Consider the following 15,579-nt stretch of genomic DNA (forward strand, 5'->3'; position numbering starts at 1 on the left):
CCGGACTGAACAGCCAGACAGAACAGAGTGACTGCCACCGTGAGCACAACAGATACGCCGCTGACCGCTTCGCCCACCCGCGGAAGAATCGGCTTCGCCCGCAAAGCCAAGGCCTACCTGGCGCTCACGAAACCCCGCGTCATCGAACTCCTGCTGGTCAGCACCCTGCCGACCATGATCTACGCCGAACGCGGCTTCCCGTCGATCGGCCTGATCCTGGCGACCCTCGTGGGCGGGGCGTTTGCCGCCGGCAGCGCAGGCGCGTTCAACTGCTACCTGGACCGCGACATCGACAAACTGATGCACCGCACGGAGAACCGCCCCCTGGTCACGGGTGAGGTCACCCCGCGTGAAGCGCTGGTCTTCTCCTGGCTCCTGGGCGCGGCGGCGATCGCAATCCTCTGGTTCGGGGCCAACCCGCTCGCAGCCTGGCTCGGGCTCGGCGCGATCGTCTTCTACGTCGTCATCTACACGATGATCCTCAAGCGCCGCACGGCCCAGAACATCGTGTGGGGCGGGGCGGCCGGCTGCTTCCCGGTGCTCATTGCCTGGGCCGCCGTCACCAACACGGTGGAATGGCCCGCCGTCGTCCTCTTTATGGTGATCTTCCTCTGGACCCCGCCGCACTACTGGCCGCTGTCCATGCGCTACGGCGAGGACTACCGCAACGCCAACGTGCCGATGCTGGGCGCGATCGCCGGGGCCAAGGTTGTCTCGGTCCAGGTGGTCCTGTACGCGTGGGCCATGGTGGCCTGCTCGCTGCTGCTGGTACCCGCCGGCGGCGCAGGCTGGGTCTACACCGTCACCGCCGTGCTCGCCGGAGCGTGGTTCCTTTACGAATCGCACGCGCTGTACAACCGCGCGCAGGCCGGCGACGTGTCCAACAAGGGCGCCATGAAGGTCTTCCACGGCTCCATCAGCTACCTGACCCTGCTCTTCATCGCCCTCGCCGTGGACCCGTTCGTCGGCTCCGCCATCATGGGCGGCTGACCAAAGAGCACAAAACAACGCGGGGTCAGATACCGCCCATCCGGAAGCCCGGCATGGACGGTATCTGACCCCGCGTTGTTGTTTGTGGCGCCTACTTGACCGGGCTGCTGCGGGCCAGGTCCGCGGCGTTCGTGGCCGCGCTCATCAGCAGGGCGGCCGCGAGCATGTGCGCCGCAACCAGGAGCGCCGGGATGCCGTTGTAGTACTGGGTGAACCCGATGACGGCCTGCAGCACGGTGACGCCCAGGAGCAGCACGACGGCCGTGCGGAACGGGCCGGCAATCCGGTCGCGCAGGACGAGGTACAGCGCGAACAGAGTCCCGGCGGTGACCAGGTAGGCAGGGACGGCGTGGATGTGCGAGAACAGGTCCCAGTCCAGGTTGTTGCGCGGGGCGTCGGCGTCGCCGGCGTGCGGGCCGGCGCCGGTGACCACGACGCCCAGGCATACGGCCAGGGCGGAGAACAGTGCGACGGCGGACATCAGGGGGCGCGCGGTACCAGGCAGGGCCGGCAGATCAGCCACCCGGAATTTTCCTGTCCGCCCGTACGCGCGGTTGACCAGCAGGGTCGCCACGACCACGAGGGCCATCGAGACCAGGAAGTGCAGCCCCACCACCCAAGGGTTCAGCTGGGTCAGCACCGTGACGCCGCCGATAATGGCCTGCGCCGGGATGCTGGCAAGCAGCCCCAGGGCGAGCAGGAAGAGGTCGCGGCGTTCCTTGCGGAGATTCCACAGGTACACGAGCATCGCCACGGCGATGGCGGCCAGGGCGAAGGTGAGGAGCCGGTTGCCGAATTCGATAATGCCGTGGATTCCCATTTCGGGAGTGTTCACCAGCGAGGCGTCCGTGCAGCGGGGCCAGGTGGGGCAGCCCAGGCCCGAGGCGGTGAGGCGGACGGCGCCGCCGGTCACGATCAGGATGGTCTGGCCGATCAGGGACAACACGGCCAGCCGCTTCACCGTCTTGTCGACGGTGACGGGCAGCCACGAGATGTTCCGGGAAGCGGTCCGGGGAGGGCGGGAGGCCGTGCTCACAGTTTTCTCAATTCCATTTGAACCAACGGGTTGCTGCGCCGCCGGCAATCGCCGTCCAGAGCAGCAGGACAAGTACGGACACAGGGTTGACGGTGCCGGACAGGAATGCTTCCCGCATTCCCTGTCCCAGGGCGCCGGAGGGAAGGAACTGAACGAACGCCTCCAGCAGGGCGGGCAGCCGTTCGGCGGGGATCACGATCCCGCCGAGGGCACCCAGCAGGATCCACAGCAGGTTGGTGATGGCCAGGGTCGCTTCCGGCCGGACGGTGCCCGCCACCAGCAGCCCAAGCGCCGTGAACGCGGCGGCCCCGAGCACCAGCAGGGCAAGTGCCGGGGCCCATCCCTGCGGATCCGGCTGCCAGCCCAGCACCAAGGCCACGGCCGTGACCACCAGCACCTGCAGGAACAGCACCGCGAGGACCGCGAGGACCTTCCCGGCGATCAGCCCGGTGCGGCCCAGGGGGGTGGTGGAGAGGAAGCGCAGAACCCCGTAGCGGCGGTCAAAGCCGGTGGAGATCCCCTGGCCGGTAAAAGCGGTGGACATGGCACACAGCGCCAGGATGCCCGGCACGGCCACATTGATCCGGCTCGCGCCGAACCCGTCCAGCAGGGGTGTGACGGTCAGGCCCACCATGGCCAGCAGCGGAAGCACAATGGCCAGGATCAGCTGTTCGCCGTTCCGCAGCATGGTGACGGTTTCGTACCGGCCCTGCTGGACGATGCGCCGCAGCAGCGTGGCCGGGGCACCGCCAAGGGGGCGGGCCGGCAGGGCACTGCCCGAAGGCGCGTTCCCCAGTGCGGCGCTGTCGCGGGTCATCGGATCTCCCTTCCGGAGATGTCGAGGAAGACGTCCTCGAGGCTGCGGGCCTCAAGGCTCAGGGAACGTGGCATGATTCCCCGGGCCGCCCACCACGCGGTGATCGCGGCCAGGTCGGCCGGGGTGAGGGCGCCGGTCGCGGCGTAGCTGCCCGCCCGCGCCTCGGTGACGTCGATGCCGTCGGGGAGCACTCCGGTGAAATCCAGTCCGGGGTCGGCCTCGAACAGCAGGGTGCGGATGTGCTGTTCCCCGGCCCCGGGCGGCAGCGGGTGCTCCAGGAGCTGTGCGACTGTCCCCTCGGCAACATTGCGGCCGGCGTCGATGATGTAGACGTAATCGGCCAGACGCTGGGCGTCATCCATGAGGTGCGTGGTCAGGACGATGCCCATCCCGCGGTTCCTGAGTTCGGAGATGAGCTCGAACACGAGTTGGCGCGATTGCGGGTCCAGGCCGGCGCTCGGCTCGTCGAGGAAGAGCACGTCGGGGTTGCCCACGAGGGCTGCCGCCAGGGCGAGCCGCTGCTTCTGTCCGCCGGAGAGCCGCCGCACGGAGGTCCGGCTGAACACGTCGATGCCGAGGCGGTCAACGAGCTCCCCGACCGGCCAGGGGTCCTGGTACATGCCGGCAATATGCTTGAGCAGGGGAATGGGACGGGCCGACGGCGGCAGGCCGCCGTCCTGCAGCATCACGCCGACGCGGGCCCGCAGCCCGGCGCCGGCCGTGTCCGGGTCCTCGCCCAGGAGGCTGATGCTGCCGTGGGTGCGTTTCTGGAGTCCCTGGGCGCATTCGATGGTGGTGGTCTTGCCGGCACCGTTGGCTCCCAGCAGGGCTGTCACCTGTCCGCGTTCGGCGACGAGGGAAAGGCCGCTGACCACACGAAGCATCTTGCCGTCGAGGGTGGACAGTGGACCAACATCCTTGACTAGCCCGCTGATGGACAGGACGGGGGATTCGGGGGATCGCACCACAGCATTCTACGGGATGTAGTACGTCCGGGTCCGGCGGCGGCCGGACCCGCCGGCTGCCCGGAGGATAGCCATGCCTTACTGGATCAGGGGACTAAATTAGGACATGATTGTGTTGTGTATTCCATGACCGCCCCGACTTCTGCCGCGCCCGCCGGGCCCGGCCGCTCGCGCGTGGCATCGGCAGCCCCCTCCGGGGCAGCGGGATCGCTGGCAGCGCGGGCCTCAGCAGCCTTCCCTGCGGCCGACGCCGAGGAACGCACCCGGGACCGCGTCCTGAACGCCGTCCTGGAGCATGGCCCCATCAGCGCCGCCGAACTCGGCGATCTGCTCGGCTTCACACCCGCCGCGGTCCGCCGGCACCTCGACCACCTTTCGCGCGACGGAGTGATCGAGGTCAAGCGCGCTACCCGCGCCGGTGCGGGTGCCGGGCGCCCCGCCCGACGCTATGTGCTCAGTTCCCAGGGCCAGTCCACGCTCGGCAACGACTACCTGGACATTGCCGCCCTGGCGCTGCAGCGCCTTGGCGAGATGGCCGGTCCCGAAGCCGTGCGGCAGTTCGCCGTCGAGCGCTTCGGGGACATGGAGCGCCGCTACGCACCGGAAATCGACGCGGCCGGCCCTGACATCACCGCCCGGGCGCAGGCACTCTCCGCTGCGCTCAGCCGGGACGGGTTCGTGGCCTCCACTGCGTCGATCGAGGCCAAGGCACCCCTGCCGGCTGCGCTCTCCAGCGTCCAGCTGTGCCAGGGCCACTGCCCCATCCAGCAGCTGGCCGCGCAGTTCCCCGTGTTCTGCGACGTGGAGACCGATGTGTTCTCCCGGCTGGTCGGCGTCGATGTCCGGCGGCTTTCCACACTGGCGCGCGGCGGCCATGTCTGCACCACCCACATACCTACGGGCCGTCCGGCCGCCGTCGGGGCTCCCAGCCCCGAGGGCACGGGCAACCCGGACGAAGTATCCAACCATCTGCAAGAAAGGCCGTGATGACGGACCAACTATCAGAGAAGAAGGTTGCTGAATCCACTGTGATTTCGGAGATTCTGGAAAAGAATCCCGAGCTCCACGGAATCGGTACCTATGAGTACGGCTGGTCCGACAAGAACGATGTCGGGGCCAACGCCCGCCGCGGCATCAATGAGGACGTCGTCCGTGACATTTCGGCCAAGAAGAACGAGCCGGAGTGGATGCTGGACCTGCGCCTCAAGGGCCTGAAGTACTTCGACCGCAAGCCCATGCCCACCTGGGGCGCGGACCTCTCCGGCATCGACTTCGACAACATCAAGTACTTCGTGCGTTCCACGGAGAAGCAGGCTGCCACCTGGGAAGACCTGCCCGAGGACATCCGGAACACCTACGAGAAGCTGGGCATCCCGGAAGCCGAGCGCAGCCGCCTCGTCTCCGGTGTCGCGGCCCAGTACGAATCCGAGGTCGTGTACCACCAGATCCGCGAGGACCTGGAAGCGCAGGGCGTCATCTTCCTGGACACCGACACCGCGCTGCGGGAGCACCCGGAGATCTTCCAGGAGTACTTCGGCACCATCATCCCGGTGGGCGACAACAAGTTCGCCTCGCTGAACACGGCCGTCTGGTCCGGCGGTTCCTTCGTGTACGTCCCCAAGGGCGTCCACGTGGACATCCCGCTGCAGGCCTACTTCCGCATCAACACGGAAAACATGGGCCAGTTCGAGCGCACGCTGATCATCGCCGACGAGGACTCCTACGTCCATTACATCGAAGGCTGCACGGCGCCGATCTACACCTCGGACTCGCTGCACTCCGCCGTTGTGGAGATCATCGTGAAGAAGGGCGCCCGCGTCCGCTACACGACCATCCAGAACTGGTCCACCAACGTGTACAACCTGGTCACCAAGCGCGCCATCTGCGAAGAGGGCGCGACCATGGAGTGGATCGATGGCAACATCGGCTCCAAGGTCACCATGAAGTACCCGGCCGTCTACCTTGTGGGCGAGGGCGCCAAGGGCGAGACCCTGTCCATCGCGTTCGCCGGCGAAGGCCAGCACCAGGACACCGGCTCCAAGATGGTCCACATCGCGCCGAACACCAAGAGCTCGATCGTGTCCAAGTCCGTGGCCCGCGGCGGCGGCCGCGCTGCCTACCGCGGCCTGGTCCAGGTCCGCGAAGGCGCCAAGCACTCGGCCAACACGGTCCGCTGCGACGCCCTGCTGGTGGACACCATCAGCCGCTCCGACACGTACCCGTACATCGACATCCGCGAGGATGACGTCACCATGGGCCACGAGGCCACGGTCTCGCGTGTCAGCGAAGAACAGCTGTTCTACCTGATGTCCCGCGGCATGCGCGAGGACGAGGCCATGGCGATGATCGTCCGCGGCTTCATCGAGCCGATTGCCCGTGAGCTGCCGATGGAATACGCCCTCGAGCTGAACCGCCTGATTGAACTGCAGATGGAAGGATCGGTCGGTTAATGACTGACATCACTACTGAAAAGGCCCGCATCGGCGCGCCGTCAGCCCAGCCGTTCATCAACGGTTTCACCGAGGAAGGCGAGAGCCTGTCACCGCTGAACGCCGCGGAGTCCAAGTCCCCGCTGGCCGGCGAGGCCGTGAAGCGGCACTCGCACGGCGGCGGCGTCGGCGTTCCGGACAGCTCACGCGCCGGCCGACTGACCTCCTACAAGCTGGCGGACTTCAAGCCGCTGACCGGCATGGAAGAGGACTGGCGGTTCACCCCGCTTAAGCGCCTCCGCGGCCTGCACACCGAGGTCCTCAACGGCGCCGCCCCGTCCGTGGCCGTCACCGGCCCGGACAGCGTCCGCGTGGAGACCGTCGGCCGGGACGACGCCCGGATCGGCTCCGCAGCCATCCCTGAGGACCGTGTGTCCGCGAACGCCTGGGAGAACTTCACCGAGGCCACCGTGATCACGGTTCCCGCCGAGGTCCAGGCCGAAGGGGAAGTCAGCGTCCTGCTGACCGGCCAGGGCACCGGGGCTTCCGCCCAGCACATCGTGATCGTCGCGGAGAAGTTCTCCAAGGCCGTCGTCGTCCTGGACCACCAGGGCACCGCCGTCGTGTCGGAGAACATCGAGATCCTCGTGGAGGACGGCGCGCAGCTCACCGTCATCTCGCTCCAGGAATGGAACGACGACGCCGTGCACGCCTCCTCCCAGCAGGCGAAGCTTGGCCGCGACGCCAAGTTCAAGCACATTGTCGTCAGCCTCGGCGGCGACCTTGTCCGCGTCACGCCGTCGGCCCGCTTCACTGCCCCGGGCGCCGAAGTGGAACTGTTCGGCCTGTACTTCGCCGACGCCGGCCAGCACCTGGAGCAGCGCCTCTTCGTGGACCACGCCGTCGCCAACTGCAAGTCCAACGTGCTGTACAAGGGCGCCCTGCAGGGCCGCAACGCGCACACCGTCTGGGTGGGTGACGTCCTGATCCGCAAGGAAGCAGAAGGCACCGACACCTACGAGGCCAACCGCAACCTGGTCCTCACCGACGGCGCCCGCGCCGACTCCGTGCCGAACCTGGAAATCGAAACCGGCCTGATCGCCGGCGCCGGCCACGCCAGCGCCACCGGACGGTTCGACGACCAGCACCTGTTCTACCTGATGGCCCGCGGCATTCCGGAAGAGGTGGCCCGCCGGCTGGTGGTCCGCGGCTTCCTGAACGAGATCATCCAGAAGATCAACGTTCCGGCCATCGAAGAGCGCCTCACGGAAGCCGTCGAGCGCGAACTCGCGGCAACGAACCACTAGTGCGAAGCACTAGAGAACACAGAAGCGCTAGAGAACACAGAAGCACGGGAAGCATCAATGACTGAACAGCCAAGAGGCGAGCTCGTCTGCAACGCCAGTGAGATCCAACTCAAGCAGGCGCTGCGGATCCTGGTCGACGACTACCCTGTCGCGATCGTCAAGGACTCGATGGGCGAAATCCACGCCATCGGTGACACCTGCTCGCACGCGGACATCTCCCTTTCCGAGGGCGAGGTTGAAGGCTGCATGATCGAGTGCTGGGGCCACGGCTCCCAGTTCGACCTGCGCAGCGGCGAGCCGCTCCAGCTGCCTGCGTATGATCCTGTTCCCGTCTTCGCAGTGACCGTGCTGGACGACGAGGTCTATGTGGACTTCACCAACGTCCTGAACGGCGCCGCGGCTCCGAACTTCAGCTAGCTGCCTGCAGCCGGCCACCCGCACAACAGAACTTATCGACAAGAAACGCACCGTGCCGAAGGGCACAGTGCAGAGGAGAACAAGGCACATGTCTACTCTTGAGATCAAGGACCTGCACGTCAGCATTGACACCGAGCAGGGCACGAAGGAAATCCTGAAGGGCGTCAGCCTGACCATCCGGACGGGCGAGACCCACGCCATCATGGGCCCGAACGGTTCCGGCAAGTCCACCCTGGCGTCCACCATCGCCGGGCACCCGCGCTACAACGTCACCTCCGGCACCATCACGCTGGACGGCGAAGACGTCCTCGCGATGAGCGTCGACGAGCGCGCCCGCGCCGGCATGTTCCTGGCCATGCAGTACCCCGTCGAGGTTCCCGGCGTCAGCATGACCAACTTCCTGCGCACCGCCAAGACGGCCATCGACGGCGAAGCACCCAAGCTGCGCACCTGGACCAAGGACGTCAAGGCCGCCATGGCGCAGCTGCGCATCGACGCCGACTTCACCCAGCGCAACGTCAACGAAGGCTTCTCCGGCGGCGAGAAGAAGCGCGTCGAAATCCTCCAGCTGGAGCTGTTCAAGCCGAAGTTCGCCATCCTCGACGAGACGGACTCCGGCCTGGACGTCGACGCACTCAAGGTTGTCTCCGAGGGCGTCAACCGCGCCCACTCCGAAGGCAACATGGGCACCCTGCTCATCACGCACTACACCCGGATCCTGCGCTACATCAAGCCGGACTTCGTGCACGTGTTCGTCGACGGCCAGGTTGTTGAAGAGGGCGGCCCGGAGCTCGCCGACCGCCTCGAAGAAGAAGGCTACGACCGCTACGCCACCGGCGCCGGGGCAGCCACCATCGCTGCTGCGTCCGCTGCAGCACAGGCCTAGTTAGGACTTCACGATGACCGAACTCAATGTGGCCCGCACGGGCCTCGAGGATGTCGAAGAGGCACTCAAGGATGTGATCGACCCTGAACTGGGTGTGAACATCGTTGACCTGGGCCTGCTGTACGGCCTGAAGTACTCAGACGACGACGGCGCCCTGCTGATCGACATGACGCTCACCACGGCCGCCTGCCCGCTCACCGACGTGATCGAGGAGCAGGTCGGCAAGGCCCTGGACGGGGTTGTCGACGAATGGCGCCTGAACTGGGTGTGGATGCCGCCGTGGGGTCCGGAACGGATCACCGAGGACGGCCGCGACCAGATGCGCGCCCTCGGCTTCAACATCTAGAACCGCACCGCTTAAACGACGACGGCGGGTCCACCTTTCTGAGGTGGGCCCGCCGTCGTCGTCCCGTCGGTTGTTCCGCAACCGCCCTTTTGGCGGCCCATAACGGCAGGCACGGAGCAGTCGATGGGGCTATCGGGTCATGGGGTGGCGACGGCGAACGTGTCGCACTGGTTGATGTCGCCGGTCGAGTAGCCCTGGTAGAACCATTTCTGCCGCTGGGCGCTGGAACCGTGCGTCCAGGCCTCGGGGGAGACCCGGCCCGTCGCGGCTTTCTGGATCCGGTCGTCACCGACGGCGGAGGCGGCGGAGAGGGCATCCTGCAGATCCCGCTCCGTCAGCGGCTCCAGGAACGGCAGCCCGGTCTTGGGATCCTGCTGGGTCGTGGCGTAGCGGACCCACAGCCCGGCGTAGCAGTCAGCCTGCAGCTCCACCCGGACGGCACCGGATTCCGGTCCCTGCGGATCCTGCTGGGCCCGGTCCAGGTTCCCCAGCACGTTCTGGATGTGGTGGCCGAACTCGTGCGCCACCACGTATTCCTGGGCGAGGGGTCCGCCGGAGGAACCGAAGCGGTCCACGAGTTCCTGGAAAAAGCCCGGGTCGAAGTACGCGGTGGAGTCGGCGGGGCAATAGAACGGGCCCACATCCGAGGTCGCCGAGCCGCAGCCGGTGTTGGTGGCCGCGTCGAAGATCACCGTGTCAGGCTGCGGATACTGCCTGTTGTATTGGGCGAGGTAGGCGGGCCAGAAGGCGTTCAGGCTGTTGACCGTTCCGGTGATGCGGCAGTCGAGCCGGGCGTCGGCGTCGGCGCCGGTCGTGCACGCAGGGGCGGTGCCCTGGCTTTGCGATCCGGGATCCTGCGTGCCGGCGCCTAGGCCTTCCAGCAGGCTCGGATTGATGCCGAGCAGGGCCGCGATCAGCAGGATGATGCCGCCGCCGATCCCGCCCCCGACTTTGACGCCGCGGCCCATGCCGCGGCGGTCCTGGACCTGCGAGGGATCCAGCTGAACATTGTCATTGAAACTCATGCTGTCACAATATCGCGTGCCGCCTTGCGGACGGCTCCCGGCCGGTAAAGTTGGTCTGATGCCTTTCCTCGACAGACTTCAGCGCTGGGCCGATGACCGCCCCGACGGGACCGCCGTCGTCGTGGCCGGGCAGCGCCTGAGCTGGGAAGAGCTGCGGGACACGGCCGCCGGGCTGGTGCCGGGCGCACCCGCCGTGACCGTGCTGTCGGAAGAGAATTCGCTGCACTTCGCCGCGGCCTTCGCGGCCGGCGTTGCCGGGGAACGGCAGTGTGCCGTGCTGGACCCGACGTGGCACCAGCAACTGCAGGACGCGATCAGGGACCGGATCCGCGGCCTGTCGACGGGAGCCGCCGCTGCGGACGCCCTCACCGCTACGGAACTCGCCGACGGGCTCCCGGACACGACGTTCCTAATCGGCCTGACGTCCGGGACCACGTCCGTGCCCAAGGCCTTCTCCCGCACACGGCGGTCCTGGCAGCTGTCCTTCGACGCGTCGATCGAGTTTTTTGGCCTGGCCGCCGACGACAAGACCCTGGCGCCCGGGCCGCTCGCGGCAAGCCTCAACCTTTACGCACTGGCCGAATGCCTGTACGCCGGCTCGGAGTTCCACACCCTGTCACAGTTCGACGTCGGCGACGCCCACGCCGCGGTCAGCCATGACGGAATCACCCGGCTGGTGCTCGTACCCACGATGCTGCGGCTCCTCAGCGAGCGGGGACTGAGCGGCGGCGTGGACGCCTCCGGGATCAGGAGCATCATCTGTGCCGGTTCGAAACTGGACGCCCGGACTCTCGAGGCTGCCCGCCGCTGGGCGCCCAATGCGACCATCTTCGAGTACTACGGCGCCTCCGAGCTGAGCTTTGTCTCCGGGGCCGGACTCCGGCCCGGCCAGCCGCCGGAGCAGCGCGGAACCGGAATCGGGAAGCCGTTTCCCGGCGTCGAGATCCGCATCCTCGACGACGCCGGAGTCGAACTGCCGGACGGCGCCGACGGCAACATCTGTGTCCGCAGCGGGATGGTCAGCGACGGGTACCTCTGGGGCGACGACGGCCAGGCCCTGCAGAGTTTCGACGGCTGGCACACGGTGGGGGACCAGGGCTACCTCGACCGCGGGACCCTGCACATGCTGGGGCGCCGCTTGGACATGATCATCACGGCCGGGACCAACGTCTACCCGCACGAGGTGGAGCTGGCACTGGCATCCGTACCCGGCGTTGCCGCCGCCGTGGCCGCCGGCCTGGCGGACGATCTCCGGGGCCAAAAGGTCGTCGCCGGCATCGTTCCGTCCCACGGCGGGGTGACTGCCACGCAGCTGAAGGCCGGCGTGGAGGACGTGCTGGCGCGGAACAAACGGCCGCTGGAGTACTTCGCCCTGGCCGAACTCCCCCTCACTGACCGGGGCAAGCTCAGCCGGGAACTGCTGCTTGACTGGATTGCGCGCAACGACCCCCGGATCCGGCGCCTTGGCTGAGCAGGAGACGCGGATTCTTCCCGACGACCGGCAGCCTGTCATCATCGCGGCCCGGCGCACCCCGGTCTGCCGCGCCAACGGTGCCCTGAAAAGCCTGCACGCCCACGAACTCCTCGCCCCCGTACTCCGCAGCCTGCTGGCCGACGCCGGAGCGGCTCCGGAATCGGTGGCGGATGTGGTGATCGGCAACGCAGTGGGCGGCGGCGGGAACGTGGCCCGGCTGGCCGCCCTCGAAGCGGGCCTGCCTTTCAGCGTCCCCGGCGTCACGGTGGACCGTCAGTGCGGCTCCGGACTCGACGCGATCGTGCTAGCCGCCCAGCTCGTGGCCGCCGGAGGCGGCGGCCTGTACCTGGCCGGCGGAGTGGAGAGCATCAGCACGGCGCCGCTGCGGGCCCGCCGGAATTCCCAGGGCGACCCCGAATTCTTCTCCCGGGCGCAGTTCGCACCCAAGGGCCTCGGCGACCCGGTCATGGGCGTTGCCGCTGAAAATGTTGCCGAACGCTTCGGTATCAGCCGGGAGCGGCAGGACGAGCTGGCGCTGCGCAGCCACCAGCGTGCCCTGGCGTCCGCCGCCGCGGGGGTGTTCGACGCCGAAATCGTCCAGCTCGACGGCGTTGCGGGGCCGGACGGGGCTGTTGGTCCCGACGGCGGCACGGTGACGGCCGACGACGGGCCGCGCCGCGCGTTGACCGCAGCCGTGCTGGCCCGGTTCCCTCCGGTGTTCGCCGAGGGTGGCACCGTCACCGCCGGGAACTCCTGCTTCGATGCGGACGGCGCCGCCGCCGTCGTCATCACCTCGGTGCAGCGCGCCCGGGAACTGGGGGCCACCAACGGATTCCTGGTGCGCGGCACGGACACGGCCGGCGTGGACCCGGAACTGCTAGGCATCGGGGCGGCCGCGGCAGCCGAACGACTGCTGGAACGGTGTGGCGTCCCAGCCGCCGGGCTGGGGCTGGTCGAGTTCAACGAGGCGTTCGCGTCCCAGACCCTGGCGTGCCTGGACCGGCTCGGCATCCCGCCGGAGGGCGCCAACCTCGACGGCGGCGCCCTGGCCCTGGGCCACGCCTACGGGGCGTCCGGCGCGGTGCTGGTCACGCGTTTGCTGGCGCAGGCTCGCCGCGATCCGGTCGAGGGGCAACTGGCGCTGGCAATGATCAGCATCGCCGGGGGCATGGGAACAGCCGCGCTGCTGGAGTACCGCAGCATTTTGTAGCAGGTGCTCGTGGCGGCTTCGCCTCGGCACCGGGGGACATGCCCATTCCTGGGCGCGGGCGATGGGCATACCGGGGTTATGTCCACCCGTCACGCTCAGGGGAGCGCATGTCCAGTGGTCCTACGGCTTCGGAGCCCAGACCCGCCCGATGCCACGGGGGGGACATGCCCATTCCTGGGCGCGGGCGAAGGACATACCGGGGTTATGTCCACCCGTCACGCTCAGGGGAGAGCATGTCCAGTGGTCCTACGGCTTCGGAGCCCAGACCCGCACGAAGCCACCGGGGGACATGCCCATTCCTTGGCGCGGCCAGTGAACATACTGGGCTTATGTCCACCCTCCACACTCAGGGGAGCGCATGTCCCCCTGGGGATGCGGGCCCGGGCGAGTGCTGGTCCTCGTCGTTGTGCTCGGCCTCGCCCAGGCCGCGGGCGGCGAGGGCGTCGCCGGTTTGCCGGGCGAAGGCCACGGTGGTGATGAAGACCGGAAGGATCAGCGCCCGGGGGTTGCGTTCCAGTCCGCGGGCCCGGGCGGAATCGCGGACATCGCTGTACGCGCCCGCGATGAACGGGATACTGCGCAGCATGATGGCGATCGTCAGGGCGAAGCGCTCCGGATCCGCCCCGAAGCGCTGGAACGGCATCGCCAGGGAAGCTACCCCGTCCAGCAGCCGCTGCACCGGAGTGGTGGCGGTGAGGATCGACGCCGCCACAATACAAACCAGCACGTTGAGCACAATCCGTGCCGCCGTGGGCCCGCCGAGCTGCCACCACTGGAACAGTCCGATGGCCGCGAGGACGGGCAACACGGGCCGCACCGCCCGGAACAGGCGCGGGAACCCTGCCCCGCTGAGCAGGAACAGTGCACACATCAGCACCAGGGCGGCGGCCGCCACGGCCCAGTCCACAATCAGGAACGACGCCATCCCGCAGCCGAGGACCAGCAGGAATTTCAGCCACAGCGGCGCGCGGTGCACCACGGAGTTCCCGGGCACGTAGTTGGCCAGCAGGAATCCGTGGCCGCTCACAGTTGCCCCTGGCGCGGTTTTTCCAGCCCTCCGCCCGGAGCCGGGGGGAACGCCGCGCAGAGCTCCCGGTAGTGGGCGACGGCGGCGGCCGGACCGCCGTCGAACACCACCGACCCTGCGTCGACGACGAGGACCCGGTCCAGGTCCAGCGCGAGTTCCAGGTCGTGCGTGGAAAGGATGATCTGCTGGCTGAGCCCGGCCAGCGTCCGCCGGAGCAGCTCCCTGTTGCGCAGGTCCAGCAGGGTCGACGGCTCGTCGAGGACCAGCACTTCCGGGTCGACAGCGAGGACCGCCGCGAGGGCCAAGAGCTGCCGCTCCCCGCCGGAAAGCTCATAGATGCTCTGGTCCGCCAGGGGCAGGAGGCCGAAACGGTCCAGGGTGGCCTCCGCCTGGCTGCTGCGTTCGCGGGCGTTTCGGACCGAACGCCGGAGTGACAGTTCAACGTCCTCCCGCCCGGTCGGCATCACCAGCTGCGACAGCGGATCGGTGAAGACGAAGCCGACCCGGCGTCGTACTTCCCGCACCGAGCGGACCGTATCTGAGCCGTCCACCGTGACGGTGCCGCTGCTCGGCGCCACGAGTCCGTTGAGGAGCCGCAGCAGGGTGGACTTGCCGGAACCGTTGGCGCCGATTACGCCGATCCGCTGCTCAGTGAGCCGCAGGCTCAGCTCCTCCAGCAGGGTCTTGGGCGACGTGCGGCCGTCGACGGCGACCCGCACCGCAGCCCGGTCCAGCACGATGGTGCTCACGGCCGGCTGCCCGCCCCGGCGCCGGGAGCGGGTGTGGCGGTCGCGGGGAGGGGGGTCCCGGCGGTCCGGACCCTGCGGATGAGCAGGTCCGGGAACGCCTTGTGCAGCGCCAGGGCAATGGTCACTGCCAGTGCGTTCTTGATCACATCGCCGGGGTAGAAGACGAGGTCGGCGAGAAACGCTTTGGAGAAGTCCAGCTTTGCGTTGACCATCATTCCCAGGATGCCAAGGCCGTGGACGAAGATGAGGCTGCTCACCATCGCGGCGGCGAAAAGGAGGACGGCGCGGAGCTTGCCGGGACGGCCCGCAGTGCGGCGGAACACGACGACGGTGAGCCAGCCCACCGCCGTTGCAGCGAACACGAAGCCGATGATGTAGCCCGCTGAGGGGCCGGCTAGGACGCCGAGTCCGCTGCGTCCGCCACTGAAGATCGGCAGTCCGGCGAGACCAAGGAGAACGTAGAGCCCGACGGCGGCGAAGGCCCTGCCTGGGCCCAGGGCAAGGCCGGTGAGCATCACGGCGAGCGTCTGCAGGGTGATGGGAACACCGAGTCCGCCAACCGGGATGGCTGCGATCAGGGCGGATCCTGCAACGAGCGCGGCGAAGACGGCGATCAGTCCCAGGTCGGTGGCGTTCCAGCGGTTCCGGTGCCGGGCGGGGGTGGCGGCAGCGGTGCCGTCAATCTGTGTCATGGGAGTTCCTATCGCGAATGAATCGGGGACATGCTTCTCTGTTTCTGACTGTACGAGCATGGCCGGGCGGGTTTTTTGTAGGTGCTCCACTAACCGGCGGCCCGGCAGCTGGAGGGCAGCACCAAAGGCTCCCGCCCGGGGTCCATGTCATGGGGCCGGGGCCGGGCCGGTAGACTTGGAGAGGCCGTCCTCTCGGCCACACTGCCCCG

General features: G+C 68.1%; 16 protein-coding genes. 9 read left to right on the plus strand and 7 right to left on the minus strand.

Annotated elements, in window-relative coordinates; all coding sequences use genetic code 11:
* Positions 1–27: 27 nt before the first annotated feature.
* Positions 28–990, plus strand: coding sequence for a heme o synthase (locus LDO13_RS09130; RefSeq protein WP_224046462.1), 963 nt, complete (start codon positions 28–30; stop codon positions 988–990).
* A 91-nt stretch (positions 991–1,081) separates the two neighbouring features.
* On the opposite strand, the gene LDO13_RS09135 is transcribed toward LDO13_RS09130, so the two are convergent.
* The 3 genes from LDO13_RS09135 to LDO13_RS09145 are packed head-to-tail and all read right to left on the minus strand — an operon-like array spanning position 1,082 to position 3,808.
* Positions 1,082–2,026, minus strand: coding sequence for a COX15/CtaA family protein (locus LDO13_RS09135; RefSeq protein WP_224046463.1), 945 nt, complete (start codon positions 2,024–2,026; stop codon positions 1,082–1,084).
* 7 nt (positions 2,027–2,033) lie between these two features.
* Positions 2,034–2,843: an ABC transporter permease gene (locus LDO13_RS09140; RefSeq protein WP_224046464.1), complete on the minus strand. Its 810-nt coding sequence runs from the start codon at positions 2,841–2,843 to the stop codon at positions 2,034–2,036.
* Positions 2,840–3,808: an ABC transporter ATP-binding protein gene (locus LDO13_RS09145; protein WP_224046465.1), complete on the minus strand. Its 969-nt coding sequence runs from the start codon at positions 3,806–3,808 to the stop codon at positions 2,840–2,842. Before LDO13_RS09145 ends, LDO13_RS09140 begins: the two co-directional genes overlap by 4 nt.
* 126 nt (positions 3,809–3,934) lie before the next feature.
* Here LDO13_RS09145 and LDO13_RS09150 point away from each other — a divergent pair, with 126 nt between their 5' ends.
* From LDO13_RS09150 to LDO13_RS09175, 6 genes are all read left to right on the plus strand, one after another.
* The gene (locus LDO13_RS09150; protein ID WP_224046466.1) at positions 3,935–4,795 is read left to right on the plus strand and encodes a winged helix-turn-helix transcriptional regulator; all 861 of its coding nucleotides are present in this window, start codon (positions 3,935–3,937) and stop codon (positions 4,793–4,795) included.
* Positions 4,795–6,258 carry a Fe-S cluster assembly protein SufB gene (gene sufB, locus LDO13_RS09155; protein ID WP_224046467.1) on the plus strand — a complete coding sequence of 488 codons (1,464 nt, stop codon included), beginning with the start codon at positions 4,795–4,797 and terminating at the stop codon, positions 6,256–6,258. Before LDO13_RS09150 ends, sufB begins: the two co-directional genes overlap by 1 nt.
* A complete protein-coding gene (gene sufD, locus LDO13_RS09160) occupies positions 6,258–7,544 on the plus strand; it encodes a Fe-S cluster assembly protein SufD (protein ID WP_224046468.1) in 1,287 nt (428 codons plus the stop codon). Before sufB ends, sufD begins: the two co-directional genes overlap by 1 nt.
* A 57-nt stretch (positions 7,545–7,601) precedes the next feature.
* Positions 7,602–7,961, plus strand: coding sequence for a non-heme iron oxygenase ferredoxin subunit (locus tag LDO13_RS09165; protein ID WP_224046469.1), 360 nt, complete (start codon positions 7,602–7,604; stop codon positions 7,959–7,961).
* Between the two features lie 88 nt (positions 7,962–8,049).
* Positions 8,050–8,847 (plus strand): Fe-S cluster assembly ATPase SufC, encoded by a 798-nt coding sequence (sufC, locus tag LDO13_RS09170; RefSeq protein WP_224046470.1) that lies wholly within the window; start codon positions 8,050–8,052, stop codon positions 8,845–8,847.
* 13 nt (positions 8,848–8,860) lie between these two features.
* Positions 8,861–9,193 carry a metal-sulfur cluster assembly factor gene (locus LDO13_RS09175; protein ID WP_056434018.1) on the plus strand — a complete coding sequence of 111 codons (333 nt, stop codon included), beginning with the start codon at positions 8,861–8,863 and terminating at the stop codon, positions 9,191–9,193.
* 137 nt (positions 9,194–9,330) lie between these two features.
* Here the strand turns inward: LDO13_RS09175 and LDO13_RS09180 are convergent, their stop codons facing one another.
* Entirely contained in the window at positions 9,331–10,218 is an 888-nt protein-coding gene (locus LDO13_RS09180) for a neutral zinc metallopeptidase (RefSeq protein ID WP_224046471.1), read from the minus strand.
* Positions 10,219–10,276: 58 nt separating this feature from the next.
* On the opposite strand from LDO13_RS09180, the gene LDO13_RS09185 reads away from it, so the two are divergent.
* Both LDO13_RS09185 and LDO13_RS09190 read left to right on the plus strand, forming a co-directional pair.
* A complete protein-coding gene (locus LDO13_RS09185; protein WP_224046472.1) occupies positions 10,277–11,689 on the plus strand; it encodes an AMP-binding protein in 1,413 nt (470 codons plus the stop codon).
* Positions 11,682–12,902 carry a thiolase family protein gene (locus tag LDO13_RS09190; protein ID WP_224046473.1) on the plus strand — a complete coding sequence of 407 codons (1,221 nt, stop codon included), beginning with the start codon at positions 11,682–11,684 and terminating at the stop codon, positions 12,900–12,902. Before LDO13_RS09185 ends, LDO13_RS09190 begins: the two co-directional genes overlap by 8 nt.
* 346 nt (positions 12,903–13,248) lie before the next feature.
* Here LDO13_RS09190 and LDO13_RS09195 read toward each other — a convergent pair whose 3' ends face one another.
* Genes LDO13_RS09195 through LDO13_RS09205 form a run of 3 tightly spaced genes read right to left on the minus strand, consistent with a single transcriptional unit; the run spans position 13,249 to position 15,370 of the window.
* Positions 13,249–13,929 (minus strand): energy-coupling factor transporter transmembrane protein EcfT, encoded by a 681-nt coding sequence (locus tag LDO13_RS09195; RefSeq protein WP_224046474.1) that lies wholly within the window; start codon positions 13,927–13,929, stop codon positions 13,249–13,251.
* Positions 13,926–14,678: an ABC transporter ATP-binding protein gene (locus tag LDO13_RS09200; RefSeq protein WP_224046475.1), complete on the minus strand. Its 753-nt coding sequence runs from the start codon at positions 14,676–14,678 to the stop codon at positions 13,926–13,928. The genes LDO13_RS09195 and LDO13_RS09200 overlap by 4 nt, the downstream gene beginning before the upstream one ends.
* Entirely contained in the window at positions 14,675–15,370 is a 696-nt protein-coding gene (locus LDO13_RS09205) for a biotin transporter BioY (protein WP_224046476.1), read from the minus strand. Before LDO13_RS09205 ends, LDO13_RS09200 begins: the two co-directional genes overlap by 4 nt.
* Between the last annotated feature and the right edge of the window lie 209 nt (positions 15,371–15,579).

Source organism: Arthrobacter sp. NicSoilB4 (genome assembly GCF_019977335.1).
Classification (GTDB): Bacteria; Actinomycetota; Actinomycetes; order Actinomycetales; family Micrococcaceae; genus Arthrobacter.